20 protein-coding genes are annotated in these 22,255 nt (G+C 65.6%); 16 read left to right on the top strand and 4 right to left on the bottom strand.

What is annotated here, in order from left to right:
* Nucleotides 1–306: 306 nt before the first annotated feature.
* The gene (gene cspD, locus U5A58_RS21350; RefSeq protein WP_017776809.1) at nucleotides 307–513 is read left to right on the top strand and encodes a cold shock domain-containing protein CspD; all 207 of its coding nucleotides are present in this window, start codon (nucleotides 307–309) and stop codon (nucleotides 511–513) included.
* A 79-nt stretch (nucleotides 514–592) separates the two neighbouring features.
* Here the strand turns inward: cspD and U5A58_RS21355 are convergent, their stop codons facing one another.
* Nucleotides 593–2,212 (bottom strand): multicopper oxidase family protein, encoded by a 1,620-nt coding sequence (locus U5A58_RS21355; protein WP_321962929.1) that lies wholly within the window; start codon nucleotides 2,210–2,212, stop codon nucleotides 593–595.
* Nucleotides 2,213–2,385: 173 nt separating this feature from the next.
* On the opposite strand from U5A58_RS21355, the gene U5A58_RS21360 reads away from it, so the two are divergent.
* Together U5A58_RS21360 and U5A58_RS21365 are read left to right on the top strand one after the other, a co-directional pair.
* Nucleotides 2,386–2,550 (top strand): hypothetical protein, encoded by a 165-nt coding sequence (locus U5A58_RS21360; protein WP_321962930.1) that lies wholly within the window; start codon nucleotides 2,386–2,388, stop codon nucleotides 2,548–2,550.
* Between the two features lie 470 nt (nucleotides 2,551–3,020).
* The gene (locus U5A58_RS21365; protein WP_321962931.1) at nucleotides 3,021–3,458 is read left to right on the top strand and encodes a YSC84-related protein; all 438 of its coding nucleotides are present in this window, start codon (nucleotides 3,021–3,023) and stop codon (nucleotides 3,456–3,458) included.
* Between the two features lie 82 nt (nucleotides 3,459–3,540).
* On the opposite strand, the gene icd is transcribed toward U5A58_RS21365, so the two are convergent.
* Nucleotides 3,541–4,797, bottom strand: a complete 1,257-nt coding sequence (gene icd, locus U5A58_RS21370) for an NADP-dependent isocitrate dehydrogenase (protein ID WP_321913974.1) — start codon at nucleotides 4,795–4,797, stop codon at nucleotides 3,541–3,543.
* Between icd and U5A58_RS21375 the strand changes: the two genes are divergently transcribed.
* The 12 genes from U5A58_RS21375 (at nucleotide 4,796) to U5A58_RS21430 (ending at nucleotide 18,704) form a co-directional block, all read left to right on the top strand.
* Complete coding sequence (locus U5A58_RS21375; RefSeq protein ID WP_321962932.1) at nucleotides 4,796–5,053, top strand: hypothetical protein; 258 nt, start codon at nucleotides 4,796–4,798, stop codon at nucleotides 5,051–5,053. The two genes, icd and U5A58_RS21375, sit on opposite strands and share 2 nt — an antisense overlap.
* Nucleotides 5,054–5,232: 179 nt before the next feature.
* A complete protein-coding gene (locus tag U5A58_RS21380; RefSeq protein ID WP_321962933.1) occupies nucleotides 5,233–5,814 on the top strand; it encodes a pseudouridine synthase in 582 nt (193 codons plus the stop codon).
* Nucleotides 5,815–6,158: 344 nt separating this feature from the next.
* Complete coding sequence (locus U5A58_RS21385; protein WP_321913977.1) at nucleotides 6,159–6,359, top strand: hypothetical protein; 201 nt, start codon at nucleotides 6,159–6,161, stop codon at nucleotides 6,357–6,359.
* A gap of 243 nt (nucleotides 6,360–6,602) precedes the next feature.
* Nucleotides 6,603–7,121 (top strand): DUF192 domain-containing protein, encoded by a 519-nt coding sequence (locus U5A58_RS21390; RefSeq protein ID WP_321947135.1) that lies wholly within the window; start codon nucleotides 6,603–6,605, stop codon nucleotides 7,119–7,121.
* 352 nt (nucleotides 7,122–7,473) lie between these two features.
* On the top strand, nucleotides 7,474–9,582 hold the full coding sequence (fusA, locus tag U5A58_RS21395; protein ID WP_321962934.1) for an elongation factor G: 2,109 nt from the start codon (nucleotides 7,474–7,476) through the stop codon (nucleotides 9,580–9,582).
* A gap of 153 nt (nucleotides 9,583–9,735) precedes the next feature.
* Complete coding sequence (locus U5A58_RS21400; protein ID WP_158758472.1) at nucleotides 9,736–10,254, top strand: cupin domain-containing protein; 519 nt, start codon at nucleotides 9,736–9,738, stop codon at nucleotides 10,252–10,254.
* Nucleotides 10,255–10,285: 31 nt separating this feature from the next.
* Entirely contained in the window at nucleotides 10,286–11,305 is a 1,020-nt protein-coding gene (locus U5A58_RS21405) for a HoxN/HupN/NixA family nickel/cobalt transporter (RefSeq protein ID WP_321962935.1), read from the top strand.
* Between the two features lie 245 nt (nucleotides 11,306–11,550).
* Nucleotides 11,551–13,227, top strand: coding sequence for an ABC transporter substrate-binding protein (locus U5A58_RS21410; RefSeq protein WP_321962936.1), 1,677 nt, complete (start codon nucleotides 11,551–11,553; stop codon nucleotides 13,225–13,227).
* Between the two features lie 60 nt (nucleotides 13,228–13,287).
* A complete protein-coding gene (locus U5A58_RS21415; RefSeq protein ID WP_415774276.1) occupies nucleotides 13,288–14,289 on the top strand; it encodes an ABC transporter permease in 1,002 nt (333 codons plus the stop codon).
* 5 nt (nucleotides 14,290–14,294) lie between these two features.
* On the top strand, nucleotides 14,295–15,206 hold the full coding sequence (locus U5A58_RS21420) for an ABC transporter permease (protein ID WP_415774271.1): 912 nt from the start codon (nucleotides 14,295–14,297) through the stop codon (nucleotides 15,204–15,206).
* The gene (locus U5A58_RS21425) at nucleotides 15,203–17,299 is read left to right on the top strand and encodes an ABC transporter ATP-binding protein (protein ID WP_321962938.1); all 2,097 of its coding nucleotides are present in this window, start codon (nucleotides 15,203–15,205) and stop codon (nucleotides 17,297–17,299) included. The genes U5A58_RS21420 and U5A58_RS21425 overlap by 4 nt, the downstream gene beginning before the upstream one ends.
* Before the next feature lie 547 nt (nucleotides 17,300–17,846).
* Entirely contained in the window at nucleotides 17,847–18,704 is an 858-nt protein-coding gene (locus tag U5A58_RS21430; RefSeq protein WP_321962939.1) for a hypothetical protein, read from the top strand.
* 238 nt (nucleotides 18,705–18,942) lie between these two features.
* Here U5A58_RS21430 and U5A58_RS21435 read toward each other — a convergent pair whose 3' ends face one another.
* Nucleotides 18,943–19,788: an aldo/keto reductase gene (locus U5A58_RS21435; RefSeq protein ID WP_321947145.1), complete on the bottom strand. Its 846-nt coding sequence runs from the start codon at nucleotides 19,786–19,788 to the stop codon at nucleotides 18,943–18,945.
* 158 nt (nucleotides 19,789–19,946) lie between these two features.
* On the opposite strand from U5A58_RS21435, the gene U5A58_RS21440 reads away from it, so the two are divergent.
* Nucleotides 19,947–20,693, top strand: coding sequence for a GntR family transcriptional regulator (locus U5A58_RS21440; RefSeq protein ID WP_233882636.1), 747 nt, complete (start codon nucleotides 19,947–19,949; stop codon nucleotides 20,691–20,693).
* Nucleotides 20,694–20,745: 52 nt separating this feature from the next.
* On the opposite strand, the gene U5A58_RS21445 is transcribed toward U5A58_RS21440, so the two are convergent.
* Nucleotides 20,746–22,179, bottom strand: a complete 1,434-nt coding sequence (locus tag U5A58_RS21445) for a CoA transferase (RefSeq protein ID WP_321962940.1) — start codon at nucleotides 22,177–22,179, stop codon at nucleotides 20,746–20,748.
* Nucleotides 22,180–22,255 lie beyond the last annotated feature (76 nt).

Consider the following 22,255-nt stretch of genomic DNA (forward strand, 5'->3'; position numbering starts at 1 on the left):
GCATATGCGTCGCTTGCGTGCTTTTTCAAGATCGCTCATTCACCCTGCGTTGTGCACCGGTGCCGAGCGTCGGCGAAAAGCAGGAAAAACCCTGGAAATGCGCTCTTTACAACGCGTCAAACAGCGTCTCAAAATATTCTTGACAGCAGAATAAAGACCCTCAACAATCAAGCTGGCACTTTTTTCAACCGCCTTAAATTCGAAAAAATGCCGTTGGTGAGCTTGTGAGGAGGGGGCGATCGCACCGCGATCGTTTAGCTTTTCGAACTGCTCGTGGTAGTGACATGAGTTACAGGGGAAGTTGGTATGGCAACCGGTACGGTCAAGTGGTTCAACGACGCGAAGGGTTTCGGGTTCATCACGCCGGATGAAGGCGGCGAGGACCTGTTCGCTCACTTTTCGGCTATTCAAATGAATGGCTTCAAGACCCTCAAAGAAGGTCAGAAGGTGAGCTTCGAGGTCGTGCAAGGCCCGAAGGGTAAACAGGCATCGAACATTCAGGCAGCCGCCTGATCTGTTCGGTACCCGTACCTTGGAAACCCGGCTTCGGCCGGGTTTCTTTTTGGCGTCATCGTTTTTTAACGTTTGAGTGTTAGCTCACGCGTAACGTGCCCATCATGCCGAGATCCTCGTGCTCGAGGATGTGGCAATGAAACATGCGGTCGCCCGCCTCGTGCTGGACGGTTGCGATGTGCACCGTTTCGCCCGGCCGCACGTTCACCGTGTCGCGCCACGCCAGCAGTTCCTCTTCCTTGCGCACGCCGCCACGCTCGCGCGCCATCACCTGAAATTGCGTCCCGTGCAGATGAAACGGATGATCCATGTCCGTGCCGTTTGCGATCGCCCAGTGCTCGACTTCGCCGCGCCGGCTCGCCAACGTCACACGCGCCGGATCGAAGACCGCCCCGTTCACCATGAACTGCATGCCGCGCGGCATCGCCTGCGCGGACGCACCCGGTGCGTGCATCGCTTTCATGTCCATGGCTTCGCTGAACACCACGCTTTTTTTCGGAATCGTTAGCGGACCTGATGAAACGAGCGGCGCAAGCTTGCGCAGGCGATCCGGCAACGCCGGTTGCGCGGTTGCGCCTGCCGGTGCGAAACCAACGTTCGCCAGGATCAGCGATGGCCCCGCAGGCAAACTGCCGTGTGTCATCGCCATCTTGTGGCGATCGTATTGCGCGGCGATCAGCGACGCACGCGAGGCGCCCTGCCCCACGCGCACGATCAGCTCCGCGCGCTCGCCCGGTGCCAGCAAAAGCGCGGTGACGCCCTCGCGCGGCGCGCCCAGCAGCCCGCCGTCCGTGCCCACCTGCGCGAAAGCGCGGCCGTCATCGAAGGCGAGTTGCAGATAGCGCGCGTTACAGCCATTCCAGACGCGCCAGCGCTCGTCGCGCACGACCTCGATGTGCGGCTCGCGCGCCCCATTCACGAGCACGTACTGGCCTTCGCGGCCGTTCATCCAGTCCATCATGCCGTTCGCGGGAATCGTGCCGTCTGCCGCGAGCTTCAGGTCGGAAACGAACAGACGCCGCTCAGGCCACGACGCTGCGAGCGGATCGTCCGCGGCGCGCACGATAAACGGGCCCGCCAGCCCGCGGAACACCTGCTCCGAACTCAGCATGTGGGGATGCGGGTGATACCAGTAGGTGCCTGCACTGCCCTGCGGCAGCGTGAAGCGATAGACGTGCTGCTCGCCCGGCGCGACGGGTTTCGACGGATTGCCGTCCTGATCGGGCGGCACAGGCAGGCCGTGCCAGTGGATTGTCGAAGGCTGCGGCAGCCGGTTCACGAAAGTGATTTCGACGGTATCGCCCTCGCGCACGTCGATCAACGGACCGATGACGGGCCCGTCGTTTTCCGTCGCGGCTCCCGCGCCGAGCGCGTCGTATTGCCAGAAGACCGTTTGCGGTTTTCCGGGCAGCAGCGCGCGTGCAGCCGGCTGCGCGATCAGCGTCGCGCGAAACTGGCCCGGCTCGCGGCTCTGATTGGCAAGCGTGCGCAGCGCGGCAAGCGGCGCGCCGGCGGGCAACGCATCGGCAGCGGCTAGCGGCGTTTGCGCCTGCATCATGGCGCCCGACATCGATGGCATATCCGACATGCCGTGCATCGCGTGCATGCCATCGTCCGCACCTAGCGCGAATGCGCGGCGCGCGAACAGGGTCGCGGTGGCGGCGCTCAACGCGCCGGAAATAAATGCTCGTCGTTTCATCGATGAATTCCTCATACCTCGTTCATGCCAGAGCACGTGGCGCGCAATAGCAGGCACGCCGCGCGTGCGGCCGTTCGCTTCGCGCATGCGAAGCACTTCGAACGACTCAGACGATCGGTGGAGGTAATGGAGGAGCGTGGGTAATCCCGGCACGCAGCGGGGCGGGAAGAACATTGAGCGCGGAGCCATCGGGCGCTTGCATACCCAATGCCAACGCAACGGGCGGCGCGCCGCAATGCACGCCGCAGCCCACGACAGAGCAACTCGTGCCGCACGCGCCGTGCGAGCCGTGGCCGCTCGTGTTCGGCATGTCGCCGGATTTCGCCGTGCCGCAATGATCGGCGGCCACCGCCATGCTGTGCGCCGCCTGCCCGATTCGCTGTGAATGCTCGCAAGCCGTCGCGCCGCGCACGGCGAAGAGCGCGAACAGGCAAGCAAGAAAGAGGCGACACAAAAAACGCATGCGACTTGGGCGGAGGACTGACCAGGTTGATACGCATCATCATATCGCACAGCAGACATCGCGACGCACGCGACGGCGTGCCGCGCACCGTGTCCAGGACAAAGACAACGGCATGAAAGGCCGCCAGGATCGCTCAAGCCCTGCCCGCAAGCACGCACGACGCGGGCCGGTGCCGCACAGATAACACTGGGAAGATCCACCATGTCACGAAAAATCCTGCGCATTGCCGCTGTTCTCGCCACGCTGCTCGTCGCGGCTTGCTCCATGCCTAACCCCATGACCTCGGCAAGTTCATCAAGTCGCGCTGACTCGCGCACGCAACTCGTTCACGATGCACGCCAGGCCATGAACAGCCTGTATGCCAGCACACCGCACGCGAAGTCGTTGGCCGACAATTCATTCGGTATTCTTATTTTCCCGGGAATTCTTAAAGCAGGCTTCCTGGTTGGCGGCGCGGGCGGCGATGGTGTGCTGTTTTCGAAGGATGGCAGAGTGCTCGGCTATTACAACGTCAGCGCCCTCTCCTATGGATTGCAGGCCGGAGCGCAAAACTTCTCGGAGGCGATGTTTCTCATGACGCCTGGCGCGAAGCAATATCTCGATAGCAGCGACGGCTGGTCGGTCGGCGCGGGCCCGAGCGTCGTGCTCGCCGATACGGGCATGGCCAAAGACTTTTCGACCACCACGGTGCGTTCGGATGTGTATGCGTTCGTCTTCGGCCAGACCGGGCTGATGGCCGGGCTCGGCGTGCAAGGGCAGAAAATTACGAAGATCACGGAATGAGGCGCAAATAGAAAAACCCCGGGCGAACCAGAGGTCCGCCGGGGTTTTTGCATTCCGCCCTGCTTGAATCTAGCAAATTCTCTTACATATTCTCGATCATCACCTGCCCGAAGCCCGAGCACGACACTTGGGTCGCCCCTTCCATCAGTCGTGCGAAGTCGTAAGTCACGCGCTTCTGCAGAATCGACTTCTCCATCGACGCAATGATGAGATTCGCCGCTTCAACCCAGCCGAGATGGCGCAGCATCATTTCCGCCGAGAGAATTTCGGAGCCCGGATTCACGTAGTCCTTGCCCGCATATTTCGGCGCCGTACCGTGAGTGGCTTCGAACATCGCCACGGAGTCCGAAAGATTCGCACCCGGTGCGATACCGATGCCGCCCACTTGCGCCGCCAGCGCGTCGGAAATGTAGTCGCCATTCAGGTTCAGCGTGGCGATCACGTCGTATTCGGCCGGGCGCAGCAGGATCTGCTGGAGGAAGGCATCGGCGATCACGTCCTTGATCACGATATCGCCACCCGTCTTCGGATTCTTGATCTTCATCCACGGGCCGCCATCGATCAGTTCCGCCGCGAACTCCTTCTGCGCGAGCGCATAACCGTAGTCGCGGAACGCGCCTTCGGTGAACTTCATGATGTTGCCCTTGTGCACGAGCGTAACGGAACGGCGCTCGTTGTCGATCGCATACTGGATCGCCTTGCGCACGAGACGCTCCGTGCCCTCGCGCGACACCGGCTTCACGCCCACGCCCGAGCTGTCCGGAAAGCGGATCTTCGCCACGCCCATCTCTTCGCGCAGGAACTTGATGAGCTTCTTCGCGCCTTCGGATTCGGCGGGCCATTCGATGCCCGCATAAATATCCTCCGAGTTCTCGCGGAAGATGACCATGTTGACCTTCTCCGGCGCGCGCACCGGCGAAGGCACGCCCTTGAAGTACTGCACCGGGCGAAGGCACACGTACAAATCGAGTTGCTGACGCAGCGCGACGTTCAGCGACCGGATGCCGCCGCCCACAGGCGTCGTGAGCGGCCCCTTGATCGACACCACGTAATCCTTCACCACTTCGAGCGTTTCTTCGGGCAGCCACACGTCGGGACCGTACACCCGCGTCGCTTTCTCGCCCGCGTAAATTTCCATCCAGTGAATCTTGCGCTTGCCGCCGTAGGCCTTTTCAACCGCTGCGTCGACCACCTTCAGCATGACCGGCGTGATGTCCACGCCCGTGCCATCGCCTTCGATGTACGGAATGATTGGCTGATCCGAGACGTTGAGCGAGAAGTCCGGATTGACGGTGATCTTTTCACCGCCGGTCGGAACCAGGATGTGCTGATACGGCATGATCGACTCCAGTAAGGGCAAGGCTGTTGTAGCGGGTTTGACGCAGCGCTCGGCGCCTCGCGGCGGCGGCGAAGCCGTTTCGCCCGGCAAGAGAGGTATCTCGCCGATGCGGCTTCTCGACGACCGGCGCGCTCGACACGCGGTCAATATTCGCAGCAAGACTGTCCAGGAACACGCGGCGCACTGCGCGCAACCGAGCGGAGCAAGCGGCTTCACGAGCGGCTTGCCACGCGGCGCGAGCGGCCCGTCGGCGTGAGGGTCTGGCGGCTATTCTAGCCCACGCCTCGCGCCAGCGTGCCGCACACTTCACACGGACGCCAGCGCAAGGCGAGCCCATGTCTTATGTCTTATATAAGAGATAAAAATCGGCGATGCGCAATATGCATTAAGATCTCGGCGCTAACCAGTCCTCCATCCGTACCCGTCGCCTCCGTCATGCGTTTGATCGCCCTCAATAAACCGTTCGGCACGATCTGTCAGTTTTCGCCGCACGAAACACGCCACTCACTCGCGGACTGGGTGAAGGTGCCGGGCGTCTATCCGGCAGGCCGGCTCGACTCCGATAGCGAAGGTCTCCTGCTCCTCACCGACGACGGCGCATTGCAGGCGCGCATTGCCGAACCGAAACGCAAACTCGTGAAGCGCTATTGGGCGCAAGTGGAAGGCGAGCCCGACGCGGCTGCGCTTGCCGCGCTCGAGCGCGGCGTCGATCTCGGCGACTTCGTGACACAACCGTGTCGAACAAGAATCATTGCTACGCCAGAGCATTTGTGGCCGCGCAATCCGCCGATTCGTTATCGCGCGTCAATACCCACCACGTGGGTGGAGATTGCGATCAGCGAAGGCAAGAACAGGCAGGTGCGACGCATGACCGCGGCAGTCGGCTATCCAACGTTGCGGCTCGTACGCGTCGCGATTGGTGCTCTCGATATTTTTTCGCTTGGTCTCGCGCCCGGCGAAAGCATCGACGTGCCCACCAATGCGCCCTGGGAAAACGTGTCTCGTAAACACAAGTGATTGTTGCGCAAGCACTTTTCACTTTCTGACCGATTTTTTTCGAATCACGCGACACGTCCCCCACCTTTCTGTTGCGTCTCGTTACGAAGCAAATAGCAAGTTTGCGTCAACCGTCTCGCGAGACCGTGCGTTATTCGACGCAGATGCCGCCAGAAGCTGTCCGGCATTCAGCCTTCCGGGTCCTCGCAGCAATGCACGGTCCTGACCGCTGGCAGAAGCAGAAATCAAATTCACGCGAATTTGTCGAAAGCGACTGTCAACCGAAAGGTGGATGGCACGTTTACCGACCTGACTCCAAAAACCGGGTCATTTGGTTAATTAACTCAAGCTTGAGGATTCACAACATGAACAAACTGATCGCTGCTCTGGTCGCTGGCCTCTTCGCATCGGCTGCATTCGCACAAGCTTCGGCTCCGGAAGCTGCTTCGGCTGCTCCGGCTGCTGCTGCTTCGGCTGCTCACAAGTCGGCACACAAGAAGTCGCACAAGAAGTCGTCGCACAAGAAGGCAGCGAAGGCTGAAGCCGCTTCGGCAGCTTCGGAGTAAGCTTGCTGTAAGACGCACCGAGGAACGGCATTCGCTGCCGCTCTTCAGCGCGACGAAAGGCAGAGCGCCGCAAGGCGTTCTGCCTTTTTGTTTGACTGCATGATTTACAGGCTTTTTTTGACATGCGCGCTCACCGCATCACGTCGATGACACGAATGACGACGTGAACCGCGCCGCGCATTTTGACCCGTTCTGACCTGGTCGCGTAACATGCGCGGATTAACCTACAGCAAGGAGTCTCTCGTGCGATTTTCCCTGCGCTCGTTCTTCGTGCGCTGCGCGCTTGTCGTCGCATTGCCATTCGCCGCTTTCGCGGCGCTCACGTTCACCGCGGCGGCGACGTCGAATATCGCGCTGGCGCAGCAGATGCCGCCGGGGGCCAAGCAGCCCAGCGAATTTCCGCGCGTGAAGCTCACGGCAGGCATGTTCGTGATCGACGCCGCGGTCGCCGCCAACGACGCGGACCGCGAACAAGGCCTCATGTACCGTTCGCAGCTCGGGCCCAATGAAGGCATGCTGTTCGTGTTCGGCGAAAACGCCGTGCACTGCTTCTGGATGAAGAACACGCTGATCCCGTTGTCGATCGCCTTCATTCGCGCCGACGGCACGATCACCGACATCGACGAGATGCAGGCCGAAACAACCAACAATCACTGCCCGCGCAATAACGGCACCTTCGCGCTCGAAATGCCCAAGGGCTGGTTCACGGCCAAGGGCATCAAGCCCGGTATGGTGATTCAGGGACTGCCGCCGCTGCAGTAAGCGGTTGCCCAACGCGCGCAGCGCGAAAAGCACAAGCCGGCCCCGCACGCACGCGGCGCCGGTTTTTTTGCGCCCGCGTTGCGCTTCACGAATGGCACCCATAAGCGCCACGCCGGCGCCCGCACGCGCGGCGCCCCGCCGGGCGCGGGAGCGCTCGGCGGTGGCCCGCTGCGCCCGCCTTCCCGCGCTGCGACATGCGCCCTGCAAAACCGGCGCGCAAGCGCTATCCTATTAATCCCCCCGCATCGCGCGTGCCAAGACCGCGCGCGCCGTGCGGCGCATCGGGCCGCGCGCTGGCCGCGCCGCGTGCCGCCCGGCAGCTTCCATGGCGCGTCATTCCAAGGAGATCACCGTGCCTCGCAAGACCCCCATCGAGCGCTATCGCAACATCGGGATCAGCGCTCACATCGACGCCGGCAAAACCACGACGACCGAGCGCATCCTTTTCTACACCGGCGTGAATCACAAGCTCGGCGAGGTTCACGACGGCGCGGCGACCATGGACTGGATGGAGCAGGAACAGGAGCGCGGCATCACGATCACCTCGGCCGCGACCACCGCGTTCTGGAAAGGCATGGCCGGCAACTACCCCGAACACCGCATCAACATCATCGACACGCCGGGGCACGTGGACTTCACGATCGAAGTCGAGCGCTCCATGCGCGTGCTCGACGGCGCGTGCATGGTGTACGACTCCGTGGGCGGCGTGCAGCCGCAGTCGGAGACCGTGTGGCGCCAGGCGAACAAGTACAAGGTCCCGCGCATTGCGTTCGTCAACAAGATGGACCGCGTGGGCGCGGACTTTTTCCGCGTGCAGCGGCAGATCGGCGAGCGCCTCAAAGGCGTGGCCGTGCCTATCCAGATTCCGGTGGGCGCGGAAGATCACTTCCAGGGCGTGGTCGATCTCGTGAAGATGAAGGCGATCGTGTGGGACGACGAGAGCCAGGGCGTGAAATTCGAGTATGAAGAGATCCCCGCGAATCTCGTCGAGCTTGCGCACGAGTGGCGCGAGAAGATGGTCGAAGCCGCCGCCGAAGCCGACGAAACGCTGCTCGAAAAGTATCTTCACGACCACGAGAGCCTGACCGAAGAGGAAATCAAGGGCGGCCTGCGCAAGCGCACGATCGCCAATGAGATCGTGCCGATGCTCTGTGGCAGCGCGTTCAAGAACAAGGGCGTGCAGGCCATGCTCGACGCCGTGATCGACTACCTGCCCTCTCCGGTGGACGTGCCCGCGATTCTCGGCCACGACCTCCACGACAAGGAAATCGAGCGCCACCCGAGCGACGACGAGCCGTTCTCCGCGCTCGCCTTCAAGATCATGACCGACCCGTTCGTCGGGCAGCTGATCTTCTTCCGCGTCTATTCGGGCGTGGTGAATTCGGGCGACACGGTGCTCAACGCGACCAAGGACAAGAAGGAGCGCCTCGGCCGCATCCTGCAGATGCACGCGAACGAGCGCAAGGAAATCAAGGAAGTGCGCGCGGGCGACATCGCGGCCGCAGTGGGCCTGAAAGAAGCGACGACGGGCGACACGCTCTGCGACCCGGCGCATGCCATCGTGCTCGAACGCATGATCTTCCCCGAGCCCGTGATCTCGCAGGCCGTCGAGCCGAAGACCAAGGCCGACCAGGAAAAGATGGGCATCGCGCTCAACCGGCTTGCGCAGGAAGACCCCTCTTTCCGCGTGCAAACCGATGAAGAGTCGGGCCAGACCATCATCTCGGGCATGGGCGAGCTGCACCTGGAAATTCTCGTCGACCGCATGAAGCGCGAGTTCGGCGTGGAGGCGACGGTCGGCAAACCGCAGGTCGCGTATCGCGAGACCGTGAAGAACAAGGTCGAAGATGTCGAAGGCAAGTTCGTCAAGCAGTCGGGCGGGCGCGGCCAGTATGGCCACGCCGTCATCACGCTCGAACCGCAGCCGCCGGGCAAGGGCTACGAGTTCGTCGACGCCATCAAGGGCGGCGTGATTCCGCGCGAGTTCATCCCGGCTGTCGACAAGGGCATCCAGGAGACGCTGAAGGCCGGCGTGCTCGCGGGCTACCCCGTGGTCGACACGAAGGTCACGCTCACGTTCGGCTCGTACCACGACGTGGACTCGAACGAAAACGCCTTCCGCATGGCCGGTTCGATGGCCTTCAAGGAAGCGATGCGCAAGGCCAAGCCCGTTCTGCTCGAACCGATGATGGCCGTGGAAGTGGAAACGCCCGAGGACTTCATGGGCAACGTGATGGGCGATCTCTCCAGCCGCCGCGGCATCGTGCAGGGCATGGAGGACATCGCGGGCGGCGGCGGCAAGATCGTGCGCGCCGAAGTGCCGCTCTCGGAGATGTTCGGCTACTCCACGTCGCTGCGCTCGCTCACACAAGGCCGCGCCACGTACACGATGGAGTTCAAGCACTACGCGGAAACGCCGCAGAACGTGGCCGAAGCGGTCATCAACGCGAAGAAGGCGTAGTGCAGGCAGCGCGCCGGCCACGTGCAGGCGTTGCCGCGCACACGAAAGCCCGTCCCCTTGCGGACGGGCTTTTTTACATGCGCGCGGCGCAATTTTGACCGTGCCACAATGCGGCGATAACGCTGAGACGCACACAGTCAAGGAGACACGACGATGAGTCACGACCACGACCATGAGCATCCTCATGACCACCCTCACGACGACGCACCGGTCGACTGGCGCGAAAACGGCGTCAAGGTGATACGCGGCGATCAGCTCGACACGAACACTGCACAGACTCCCGGCATGAACCGCGCGGCCGCGATCAATGCGGCGCGCGTGGGCGCACAAAAGATCTGGGCGGGCACGGTCACGATCCATCCGAACGCGAAGACCGGCGCGCATCATCACGGCGCGTTGGAAAGCGTGATCTACGTCGTGCGCGGTCACGCACGCATGCGCTGGGGCGAGCATCTGGAGTTCACGGCGGAGGCGGGCCCAGGCGACTTCATCTTCGTGCCGCCCTACGTGCCGCACCAGGAGATCAACGCGAGCACCGACGATCCGCTCGAATGCGTGCTCGTGCGTAGCGACAACGAGGCCGTGGTGGTGAACCTGAACATCGACGCCGTCGAAGCGCCGGAAACCGTGTACTGGGTCGATCCGATCCACCGCCATCCGCACGACCATTGAACGCCCGGCCGCAAGTGCCCCTACTTACGCGATGACGACACCCACCGCCTCGCTACGCCCCCGCCTGGTTGCACTCTATGCCGCGCTCATCGCCGCCAATCTCGGCGCCTGGGCGTGGGCGCTGATCGCGTTTCGCCACTACCCGCTGCTGCTCGGCACGGCGTTGCTCGCCTACGGCTTCGGCCTGCGCCACGCGGTGGACGCCGACCATATCGCCGCCATCGACGCCGTCACGCGCAAGCTCATGCAGCGGGGCGAGCGCCCGCTCGGCGTGGGCCTCGCGTTCTCGCTCGGCCACTCCACGGTCGTGATCGCCGCCACGCTCGGCATCGCGCTCACGGCGCTCTCGCTGCATGGCCGCTTCGAGCGGTTCCACGAGATCGGCTCGACGATCGGCACGCTCGTTTCGTCGACGTTCCTGCTCGTGCTCGCGGGCGTGAACCTCGTGATCCTGCGCGATGTATGGATGCGCTACCGGCGCGCGCAACAGGGCGACGACGCGGCGCTCGCGGCCGCCGCCGCGCCCGCCCGCGCCGGCCTCTTCTCGCGCGCACTGCGTCCGCTCTTCGCACTCGTCACGAAGAGCTGGCACCTGTATCCCGTGGGTGTGCTGTTCGGCCTCGGCTTCGACACGGCCACCGAAATCGGCCTGCTCGCCATCGCCGCCGCCGAAGCGGACAAGGGCTTGCCGATGTATTCGATTCTCGTGTTCCCCGCGCTTTTCACCGCGGGCATGACGCTCGTCGACTCCACCGACAACGTGCTGATGGTCCACGCCTACGGCTGGGCCATGGACGACCCGAGGCGCAAGCTCTACTACAACGCGAGCATCACCTTCGTCTCCGCCCTCGTGGCGATCGTGATCGGCGGCGTGGAAGCGCTCGGGCTCATCGCCGACAAGCTCGGCGCCAGCGGCGGCGCGTGGACGCTCATCGCCGGCCTGAACGCGCGCTTCGGCGAGCTGGGCTACGGCATCGTCGCGGCGTTCATCGCGTGCTGGATCGGCTCGGTGCTCTTCCATCGCTGGCGCCGTCCCGCTGCGGTCCGCTAAAACGCACGCGCTGTTTCTCGCTCGGCGCGCAACCCCGCGAAACCCCTACCCTTCGCCTCGGTTGCCGAAAGCGCGTAAACTAGTCCCCAGCTATTGCGCGCAATAGCCTCATCAATCGTTTCGCTCAGTTTCAATTCGCTGCCTTAGCTGCACCCATTCGTCGTCTGCCGTACCGCATGCCGCCGTCGCGCACGCCCCTGGGCCTCGCGCGTCCCCTGAACGGAATCGCACGGAAACCCGCACCGATGAAACGACCGCAGTCCCGCCGTCCGCTCCTCTGCCGCCTCGAAGCGCTGCGCCCTCAGGCCGGCGACCATGGCAACCATGCGCTCGACGAATTCGCCGCCGGCCGCCTCACGCGCCGCGAGCTGCTGCGCTATGCGAGCGCGGTCGGCCTCACGGCGCTGCCCGCTTTGGCGGGGCTCGGCGTGCCACGCAGCGCGCACGCCCAGGGCGCGGGCAAGCCCGGCGAGCAGACGATCCGCGTGGCCCACCTCATGCCTGCCGGCGCTGTCGATCCGCTCACCGTGACCGATGCGGGCGCGCTGTGTCTCTTGAACCAGACCGGTGAATTCCTCGCCAACGACGACGCGCAAGGCCATCTGCAACCTGCCCTCGCGCTCTCGTGGCAAGCCAACGCGAAAGCAGACGTCTGGACGTTCAAGCTGCGCCCCAACGTGAAATTCCACGACGGCCAGCCGTTCGGCGCGAAAGACGTGGTGGCGACCTTCGATCGTCTCGCCGACCCGGCAACCGGCTCGGCGGCGCTCTCGGTCCTCAAGGGCGTGCTTTCGAAAGGCGGGACGAAGGCCATCGACGACCACACGGTCGAGTTCCATCTCGACGCGCCCAATGGCAACTTCGCCTACTACGTTTCTTCGGACAACTACAACGCTGTGATGCTGCCCGCCAACTATGCGGGCAATTACGAAAAGAGCTTCATCGGCACGGGGCCATTCAAGCTCGACAAGTTCGAAGCGCGGCGCGGCGCGAGCTTCGTGCGCAATCCCGACTACTGGGGCGACAAGGCGCTGCCCGCACGCGTGGAATTCGCGTTCTACGCCGACGAGCAGGCGCAACTGCTCGCGCTGCAAGGCCACCAGGCCGACGTGATGGGCACCTTCACCGTGCAGGGCGGCATCGGTATCCTGAACAATCCCGACTTCAAGGTGATCGGCGTGCGCTCGAGCGCGCATCGCCAGATCCACATGCGCAACGACTCGCCCACGTTCAAGGACAAGCGGGTGCGCCAGGCGCTCGCGCTGGCGCTCGATCGCGACGTGCTCGTGCGCGGACTCTTCAAGGGCCGCGCCGAGGTGGGCAACGACAGTCCGTTCGCGCCCATCTTTCCTTCTACGGCAACCGACGTGCCCCAGCGCAAGATCGATGTCGCGAAGGCACGCCAGTTGCTCGCGCAGGCGGGCGTGGCCAACGGCTTCGACGTGACGCTCACCACCGAAAAGTACATGGAGATACCGGACCTCGCCGTGGTCGTGCAGAACGCGGCGAAGGCGGTCGGCATTCGCATCACGCTCAAGGTGGAGAGCCAGTCGCAGTACTACGGCGCGGGCACGTTCGGCAAATCGGACTGGCTCGACTCGCCGCTCGGTATAACCGACTACGGGCATCGGGGCGTGCCGAACGTGTTTCTCAACGCGCCGCTCACCTCGGGCGGCACGTGGAATGCTGCGCACTTTCGCAACGCCGAGTACGACAAGCTGGTCGCGCAGTTCGCAGCAACGCTCGACGTGGCGGCCCAGAAGCAGGTGGCGCGGCAGATCCAGACGCTGTTGCTCGACGAGACGCCCGTGATCATCCCGTACTTCTACGACCAGTTGATCGCGCAGCGCGCCGTGCTTTCCGGCGTGCGCTTCACGGCGCTCGCCCAGCTCTACTTCGACCGCGCGACGCTCGCCGCCTGAGCCGGCACGCGAGGCTGGCGCACCCGCAACGGAGGTCCGATGGCTACTCCGCTCCCGCCCATGTCGAAGCCGACAGGCGCCGCGCGCGCATTCGCCCCGCGTGCGGGCGTCGCGCGCTTTCTTGGCAGGCGCGCTGCGTGGGCGATCTACACGCTCTGGCTGCTTTCGGTGCTCGTGTTCGCGGGCGGCCAGTTGCTGCCAGGCGACATCGGCCGCGCCGTGCTCGGCCCGCTCGCCGACGCGCGCGCCGTGGCCGCGCTCAATCATGAACTGGGCGCCGACCGGCCCGCGCTCGATCAGTACGCCTCGTGGATCACGCATGCGCTGCGCGGCGACTTCGGCATGTCGTGGAGCTATAAAGAGCCCGTGGCGCCGTTCGTGGGCGACGCGCTCCTGCAGTCGGCGAAGCTCGGCCTGCTCGCGTTCGTGGTGGTGGTGCCGCTCGGCATTGCGGGCGGCGTGTGGGCGGCGCTCCACGAAGGCCGCCTGATCGACCGCGCGATCAGCACCGGCGGCCTATGCGCGAGCGCCGTGCCGGAGTTCGTCTCGTCGATCGTGCTGATCCTCATTTTCGGCGTGTGGCTGCGCTGGCTGCCCATCGAAGCCACCGCGCCCACCGGCGCGGGCGCGCTCGAACAATTGCGTCACCTCGTGCTGCCCGTGCTGCCTCTCGTGCTGGTGTTCTTTGGCTATCTCGCGCGCATCGCTCGCGCGGGCACGATCACGGCGCTCGACGCCGACTACACGCGCACCGCGATTCTCAAAGGGCTGCCGAGCCACGTCGTGATCGTGCGGCACGTCCTGCGCAATGCGCTCTTGCCCAGCGTGACCGTGGCGGCCACGCAGCTCGGTTATCTGATCGGCGGGCTCGTCGTGGTCGAATCGCTGTTCCGCTATCCGGGTGTAGGTTCGCTCATCTTCAACGCAGCGAAAACCAAGGACTTCCCGTTGCTCGAAGCGGGCGTGCTTGCAGTGGGTGCGGTCTACACGCTCGCCAATCTCGCCGCCGATGCGCTGCACGCGCTCCTCGACCCGCGCCTGCGCACGCCGGGAGGCGCATAAACGATATGGCATCCGAATCAATTTCCTCGGGCGGCAAGCCGTCCGATGCGCAGCCACCCGGCGAGCCGGGAGAAGAAACGCTTGCCGACACGCGTTTGCACGACACGCTGCATCTGCTGCTGCGCTCGCCCTCGTTCGTCGCGGGTGCATTGATCCTCGTATGGTGGATTGTCTGCGCACTCGCGGGCCCGTGGTTCGCGCCGCACGACGCCTACGCGTCCGACCCGCTCAGCTCGCTGCTGCCGCCCGACTCTTCGCACTGGTGCGGCACCGATCAGCTGGGCCGCGACATCTGCTCGCGCGTGATCGTGGGCGCGCGCGACATCCTCACGATCGCGCCGCTCGCCACGCTCGTCGGCACGCTCGCAGGCGCGGCGCTCGGCCTGGTGACGGGCTATTTCGAAGGTGCATTCGGCACCCTCGTCGCGCGCACGCTCGACGCGGTGCTCGCGCTGCCGCTCGTGATCGTCGCGCTGCTCGTGCTCGCGGCCGTGGGCGCCTCGAATTTCGCCGTCGTGCTCGTGATCGGCATTACGTTCGCGCCGCTCATCGCACGCACGGTGCGCGCGGCCGTGCTCGCCGAGCGCCATCTCGACTACGTGGCGGCGGCGCGTTTGCGCGGCGCGAACGCGCTCGACGTGATGTTCACCGAGATCCTGCCGAACGTATGGCCGCCCATCGTCGTCGAGGCAACGGTGCGCCTCGGCTATGCGATCTTCGCGGTGGCGACGCTCTCGTTCCTCGGCTTCGGCATCCAGCCGCCTTCCGCCGATTGGGGGCTCGCGCTCGCCGAGTCGTACACGCTGCTCGCAGGCGGCGCGTGGTGGTCGGTGGCGTTCGACGCGCTCGCCATCGCCTCGCTCGTGGTGGCCGTGAACCTCATTGCCGACAGCCTGCGCGAGGTGCTTCAATCGTGAACCGCCCCGCCTCTTCACGCCCTGCTCTCGCCACCTTTAGCGCGCCACGCGACGACGACGCGCTCGCGCTCGTCGGCCTCACCGTCGCTTACCGCGTGCGCGGGCGCGAGCGCGACGTGCTCACTGACGTCTCGCTGTGCATCCGGCGCGGCGAAGCGTATGGGCTCGTCGGCGAATCGGGCTGCGGCAAGTCGACGGTTGCGCTCGCCGCACTGCGCTATCTCCCGCGCAACGGCCGCGTGAAGGCCGGGCGCATCGCGATTGCAGGCGACGACGTGCTCGCGCTCGACGCCGACGGCCTGCGCACGCTGCGCGCCAACGCCGTGTCGATGGTCTATCAGGACCCCGCCAGTGCGCTCAATCCCACGCTCACGATCGCCCGCCAGTTGAACGAAGCGTTCGAAGCCGCGGGCGCCGACGCGAGCGTGGCCCGCTCGCGCTCGCATGCGATGCTCGAACGCGTGCGCATCGCCGATCCGGGCCGCGTGCTGGCGAGCTATCCGCATCAGCTATCGGGCGGCATGCAGCAACGCGTGGTGATTGCGATGGCGCTCGCGTCGAACCCCGCGCTCCTGATCCTCGACGAACCGACCACGGGCCTCGACGCCACCGTCGAGGCCGAGGTGCTCGACCTCATCGCCAAGCTGCGCGCGGAGCTGGGCATGGCGGTGCTGCTCATCAGCCACGACCTCGCGGTGATCGGGCGCATGTGCGAACGCGTGGGCGTGCTCTACGCGGGGCGGCTGGTCGAGGAAGGCGTCACGCGCGACGTGTTCGAGCGCGCGCGGCATCCGTACACGGTGGGCCTGCTGCGCTGCCTGCCGGCGCATGGGCGCAACAAGCACGCAGGCGCGCTCGACACGATACCGGGCGAGTTGCCGGCGCCTGGCGCGAGCGCGCCAGGCTGCATCTATGCCCCGCGCTGCCGCCTCGCCGACGCGCGTTGCCGCGTGGAAGCGCCGCCGCCGCATCGCATGACGTCGCCGCACGGCGAGCAGATGTCGCGCTGCCACTATTACGAGCGCGCGATCGAATTGCCGTTCGGCAATTTGATCGGCGGCGGCGAGGGCTCGCAGCCATCGAGCCATAGCCCGACGAACGCCGATGACGAACCGCGTGTCGTACTGCGGGCGCTCGACGTCTCGCGCACCTTCGGACACGGCGCGCACGCCGTGCGTGCACTTGACGGCGTGTCGATCGAGTTGCATGCGGGCGAGACGCTCGGCCTCGTAGGCGAATCGGGCAGCGGCAAGACGACACTCGCGCGCATGCTGCTCGGCCTGCACGCGCCCGACGCGGGCGGCGCCGTCGAACTCGACGGCAAACGCCTGCACGCTCAAGTCGCGCGCCGTCGCGCCGACGAGCGTGCGGCGCTGCGCGTCGTGTTCCAGCATCCGGATGCCTCGCTCAATCGTGCGCTGCCGGTGAAACAGCTGATCGAGCGTGCGCTTTCCCGGCCGCGTGAGGACACGCCGGAAGATCACCAAGCCTCAGACGAATCGCGCATCGCGGGGCTGCTCGAAGCCGTGCGCGTGCCGGCGCGCTATCTCGTGGCGCGCGCGCGGCAACTGTCGGGCGGCCTCAAGCAGCGCGTGGCGATTGCCCAGGCGTTTGCGGGCGAGCCGCGCATCGTGATCTGCGACGAGCCCACTTCGGCGCTCGACGTCTCCGTGCAGGCCGCGATTCTCAACCTGCTTGCACGCCTGCAGCGCGAACGCGGCGTGAGCTACCTGTTCATCTCGCACGACCTCGATGTCGTGCGCTATCTCGCCGATCGCATCGTCGTGCTCTACGCGGGCCGCATCGTCGAAAGCGGTCCGGCTGGCGCGGTGTTCGACGGCCCGTGGCATCCGTATACAGAAACGCTGCTGGCCGCGCGCGCGTTGGGCGCGGCTCCGGCAAACGGCACGCAGGCCACAGGGCGTGGCTGCATTTTCAGCGCGCACTGCCTGCGCAAAGTCGGCGCCATTTGCGACGAAGCGCCGCCGCCGCTCGCCGATGCGAGCCGCGGTCATCGCATTCTTTGCCACATTCCCGTAGACGAATTGCGTGCGCAACAGCGCGCCACCACGTCCACACAAGCGGCAACCTGAACGTGCGATAGCGCTCATATCGCGCGCCAGGTTCGTTGCGCTGTCCGCTTTCGCAACGCAAATCACGCCATTCGGCGCGCGCGTTTCATCGCCGTAACGTTTTCCGCGTTTTTTCTGCCACGCGGGCGACACATCAATTGTTAAGTCCACCCTGCACGCCCCTCCCCGGCCGATGGCACAAAACTGGCTACATCGGCACCAGGCATCCGGCCGCTGCAATCCAGTGCAATCCGCCCCGACACACGCGGGGTGTCGCACCGGGCGAACGGATGACCGGCCGCTCGACGCGCTTGTAATCTGCCGTCCCACACCATGGGCCCCGACAATCAACAAGTAGTCCTGCACAAACCGGTCATCCTGCGCGCGGCCTGACCGGGTGCCTTTTGTTTGGCGAGTACCGCGCGAGCCGGATCGAAGCATCATCCACGCCGGCGCGAAGCGGGTTGCGAGCCTGACGGAGTCGGCGCACGCGCACAAGGCGTGCAGCCTGCACGGGGGCATGAGGGACGGCAGGGCATCACTGCTGCCACCTCGCGGGGAGAACAAGATGAAAAAGACGAATAATCATCAGTACTGCTACTGGATAAGTCGGGGAGCGGGAATGTGTGCGGTGGGCGTGGGTGTTCTGTTCACCGCGGTCGCCGCCCGCGCCGCAGGCGACACCATCAATCCGGTGATCCTGCTCGCGGACGCACCCATGCCCGCGAGCGGGGCGGAAGGCTTCGGGGCCTTCAGCGCGCCGGTTGCTGAGGAGTCGCCTGCTGCAGGTTCGCCTGCTGCCGGCACCTTATCGAAAACTGATTCGGACTCCGATTCAACCATCCTGGCGAGCGACGTTTCTACCGTGTTCGCGCCGAACGATTGCATTAGCCGTACGACAGGCAGCGCGTGTTTTCGAGGCAACGGCGGCGGCCATGGCGGCTCGGGGTCGTCGAGTGGCAGCAACGGAAGCAGCGGCGGCGGCGCGGGCGCCGCTACGGCCAGCACGGGAGGGCTTGGCCGCAGCGGCAGTTCTGGCATAGGAGGGACGGGACCGAGCGGTTCGGGAGGCGGTTCCAGCAACTCCGGCGGCGGGAAAGGCGGTGGTGGCAACAACGGCGGTGGCAACAACAGCGGTGGTAACAACGGTGGCGGCAACAACGGCGGCGGCAACAACGGCGGCGGCAACAACGGTGGTGGCAACAACGGCGGCGGCAGTTCAGGCGGGTGTGGCTGTGGCAGCCACGGCGGATCGGCGAGCGGCCCATCGGGCGGATTCGGCGGCGGCTTTGGCGGCGGCTTTGGCGGGGGTTTCGGCGGCTTCGGCGGTGGTTTCGGAGGTGGATTCGGCAAGGGTGGACCGTCGGGCGGCCCGGGCGGCGGGTACGGCGGCGGACACGGTGGCGGCCATGGCAGCGGTCATTGAGCCTGTACGGCGGTGCAGGCAAACCGCTGCAGCCACCCCGATCTGGCGCGATGGCCAGGCGCGCCAGTCCTGGCGTCGGCGGCGGCGTCCCGGTCCCCCGGCCGGGCACCGCCGCCGTGGGCCGGTCGCCGGATGCGCGACACGTGTGGCGTTCCCACGCGGCCATGCGGGCTGTCTGCTCGCGATACGCAGGCGCCGGCGATGACCGCGCACGAGAAGCGCGTACCTCAATCGCTCGTTACAGCATCTCCAACGGACGCTTGCTGCGCGGCGGCTTGAAATAGGCGTCGAGCGCCGCGTGCTCTTCTGCGCCGAGCACGAGATCGAGCGCCGCACGGTTGTCGCGCACGTGCTCCACGCGTCCTGCCTTCGGAATCGCACAGACCCCGCTTTGACCCAGGACCCACGCCATCGCCACGCGATACACCGAGACACCGTGCGCATGAGCGATGTCGTCGAGCGGCGAGCGCCTGGGCAGGCGCGCGTGATCGACGGGGCTATACGCCATCACCGGCATGCGATGCGCGGCGCTCCACGGCAGCAGGTCGAATTCGGCGCCGCGCCGCGCGATGTTGTAGAGGATCTGGTTGGTCGCGCACGCGTCGCCGCCGGGTGTGGCGAACAGTTCCTCCATGTCGTCGGTGTCGAAGTTGCTCACGCCCCAGTGGCGGATCTTGCCCGCGCGCACGAGCGCTTCGAACCCTTCGACCGTCTCTTCGAGCGGCACGCCGCCACGCCAGTGCAGCAAATAAAGATCGAGCCGGTCCGTGCCGAGGCGTTTCAGGCTCGACTCGCACGCGCGCACCACGCCGTTGCGGCTCGCGTTGTGCGGATACACCTTGCTCACGAGAAACACTTCGTCGCGCAAACCCTGCAAGGCCTCGCCGACGAGGCGCTCGGTCGCGCCGTCGCCGTACATCTCGGCGGTGTCGATGAGCGTCATGCCGAGCGCCACGCCTTCGCGCAACGCGGCGATTTCCGCTGCGCGATGCGCGCTGCGCTCGCCCATTTCCCACGTGCCCTGCCCGAGCTTCGGAATGCGTTCGCCGTCCGGCAATGCGACGCTTGCGATATCGGTCGTCATGATCTCCCTTTGCGCGCTGCAACGGCGCTGACTGGCAACGAACGGCCAGTGTATCGCCTCGCGCGCAATGCGGTCATACGCACTCTCGCAAGCCGTTCATTTCCGTGATCGCACGCCGATGACATAAAATTGCCGTTCGCCTTTCATGCACGCCTCCCATGAACGCACCCACGGAAGACCGCTGGCGCGACCTGCGCCCGGACCCGGACAACGACACGCCGCTCTATCTGCAGCTCGCACGCAAGCTGAGCGTCGCGATTCACGACAATCGCTGGAACGCGGGCGAAGCCCTGCCTTCGGAACGCGTACTCGCGGAGTCTCTCGGCGTTTCGCGCATCACGGCGCGCAAGGCGATCGCGCTGCTCGTCGAGCAGGGCCTGATTCGCCGCACGCAAGGCGCGGGCAGCTTCATCACGCCGCGTATCGAAGACCCGCTCTCGCGCCTCACGAGCTTCAGCGAGATGCTGCGCCAGCGCGGTTTCACGCCCAGCTCGCGCTGGCTCTCGCGCGAGATCCAGCCCGCGAGCCGCGACGAGGTGATCCAGCTCGGCCTTTCGCCGGCAGCCGCCGTCACGCGCCTGAAGCGCCTGCGTCTGGCCGACGGCATCGTCATGGCCGTCGAGAACTCCACCTTCCCCGCCGCGCTGATTCCCGATCCGAACGCGATCGGCGACTCGCTCTATAGCTTTCTCGAACAGCGCGGACTGTCGATCGTGCGCGCGCTGCAACACTTTCGCGCCGTGAATGCGAGCGAGGAAATCGCGCGGCAGATGAGCATCGCGCCCAACGAGGCGCTGCTGCTCATCACGCGCGTGGGCTATACCGCCGATCAGCGCGCCATCGAACTCACCGATACGTACTGCCGCAACGACTACTACGATTTCGTCGCGGAATTGCGCAAGTAGCTTGCTAAAACGCGCGCAGGCGCCTGATCGCGCCTGTTTGCGCCTGTTCGTTCTACCGCGCGCTCCACACCGGCGCATCGCTGCCGATCGGCACCGGTGGCCGCGCGTGAAACGCGGGTGTGAGTTCGAGCCGTTCGGCGGGCGCCACCGCGCGCACGCGTCCGAACGGCGACTCCATTTCCTCCAGACAATCGGCGAGATCGGCGACGCCCACGTCGGGCACGCGTTGGCCGTCTTCGAGCGCGCCCATCGTCTGCAGCCAGCGACCCGTTTGCGCGAGCGAAAGGCGCACGTGCCAGCTGCCGCCTTCACGTGCGCGCCGCGCGAGCGCGACCATCGCGCCGAATGCCGCGAGATACCCAGTGGCGTGATCGAGCGCCTGACACGGTAGCGGTCGCGCCGCGGCGAACGGCTGCGCGGTGTCCCGGCCGCCGTTGTCATGTTTTGCCGCGGCGACGCTCTCGGCCCACACGATTCCGCTCGCCGACTGCACGAGGCTGTCGAAGCCGCGCCGCTCGCGCCACGGCCCGCGATGCCCATACGCGCTGATCGACACGCACACGATGCCGGGCCGCAACTGCGCAAGCGATTCGGGCGCGAATCCGCGCGCGGCAAGCGCGCCTGGCCGGTAGCCTTGAACGAACACATCGGCGTCGCGCACAAGTGTGCGCAATTGCTCGCACGCGGCTTCATCGCGCAGGTCGAGCGCGGCCGAGCGCTTGCTGCGGCCGTTATCGATCACGAGCGGCGCGATGTTCGGCAGATGCGGACCGTTGATGAGCAGCACGTCCGCGCCGTGTTGACCGAGCGTGCGCCCCGCCACCGGACCCGCGATGATGCGCGTGAGGTCGAGCACGCGCACGCCTTCCAGAGGACGCGCACCGGCGCCCGCTTGCGGCGACTCGGCGGGCGCGTCGCCAATACGTTCGATCTCGAAGAGCGGCAAGCTCGCCACCGCCTTGGCCTGCTCATGCGCGGCCCATTCGCGCGGCGCACGCACGAGCGCGGCGCACAGCCCCGCTTGCGCGAGCGCGTCGTCGAGCGCCGCGCCCTCCCAGCCGAGGATCGCGCGCGCCACGGCGTCGCGGTCGTCCGCGCATTCGAGCACGCGCAGGATGCCCGCAAGGTGATGCGGAAAGTTCGCGTGCAGCTGGATCCAGCGGCCGTCGCCGGTCGGGAAGTGGCCCGTCACGGGATGACGCAGTTCCGTGGGCGGCTTGCCGTCCACGCTCAAATAACGTTCGCTGCGAAACGCGGCAAGCGCCCGGCGCACGTCGATCGCCACGCGCTGCTGCCGGCCCGAGCGCAATGCGTGCAGTTGCGCCGCCGCGAGCCCCGCCGCGCCAATGCTCGCCGCAGCGAGCGTGCCCACGCGAAAGATCGACGGCAGGCCCGGATCGCCGCCTTCCATATCGAGCCAGCCGAGCGCGGACGGGTCGCAGCCCGCCAGCATCCAGAGGTGTTCGAGCGCGTCGCGTGGCGTCATGGTGTGGAGTCCTTTTGCTAGGAGAGCGTGGAGAAAACGGGCTGAATTGATGTCACGAATCGTCGCGCCGCTCGAA

Source organism: Paraburkholderia sp. J7 (assembly GCF_905220155.1).
In the GTDB taxonomy this organism is placed as follows: domain Bacteria; phylum Pseudomonadota; class Gammaproteobacteria; order Burkholderiales; family Burkholderiaceae; genus Paraburkholderia.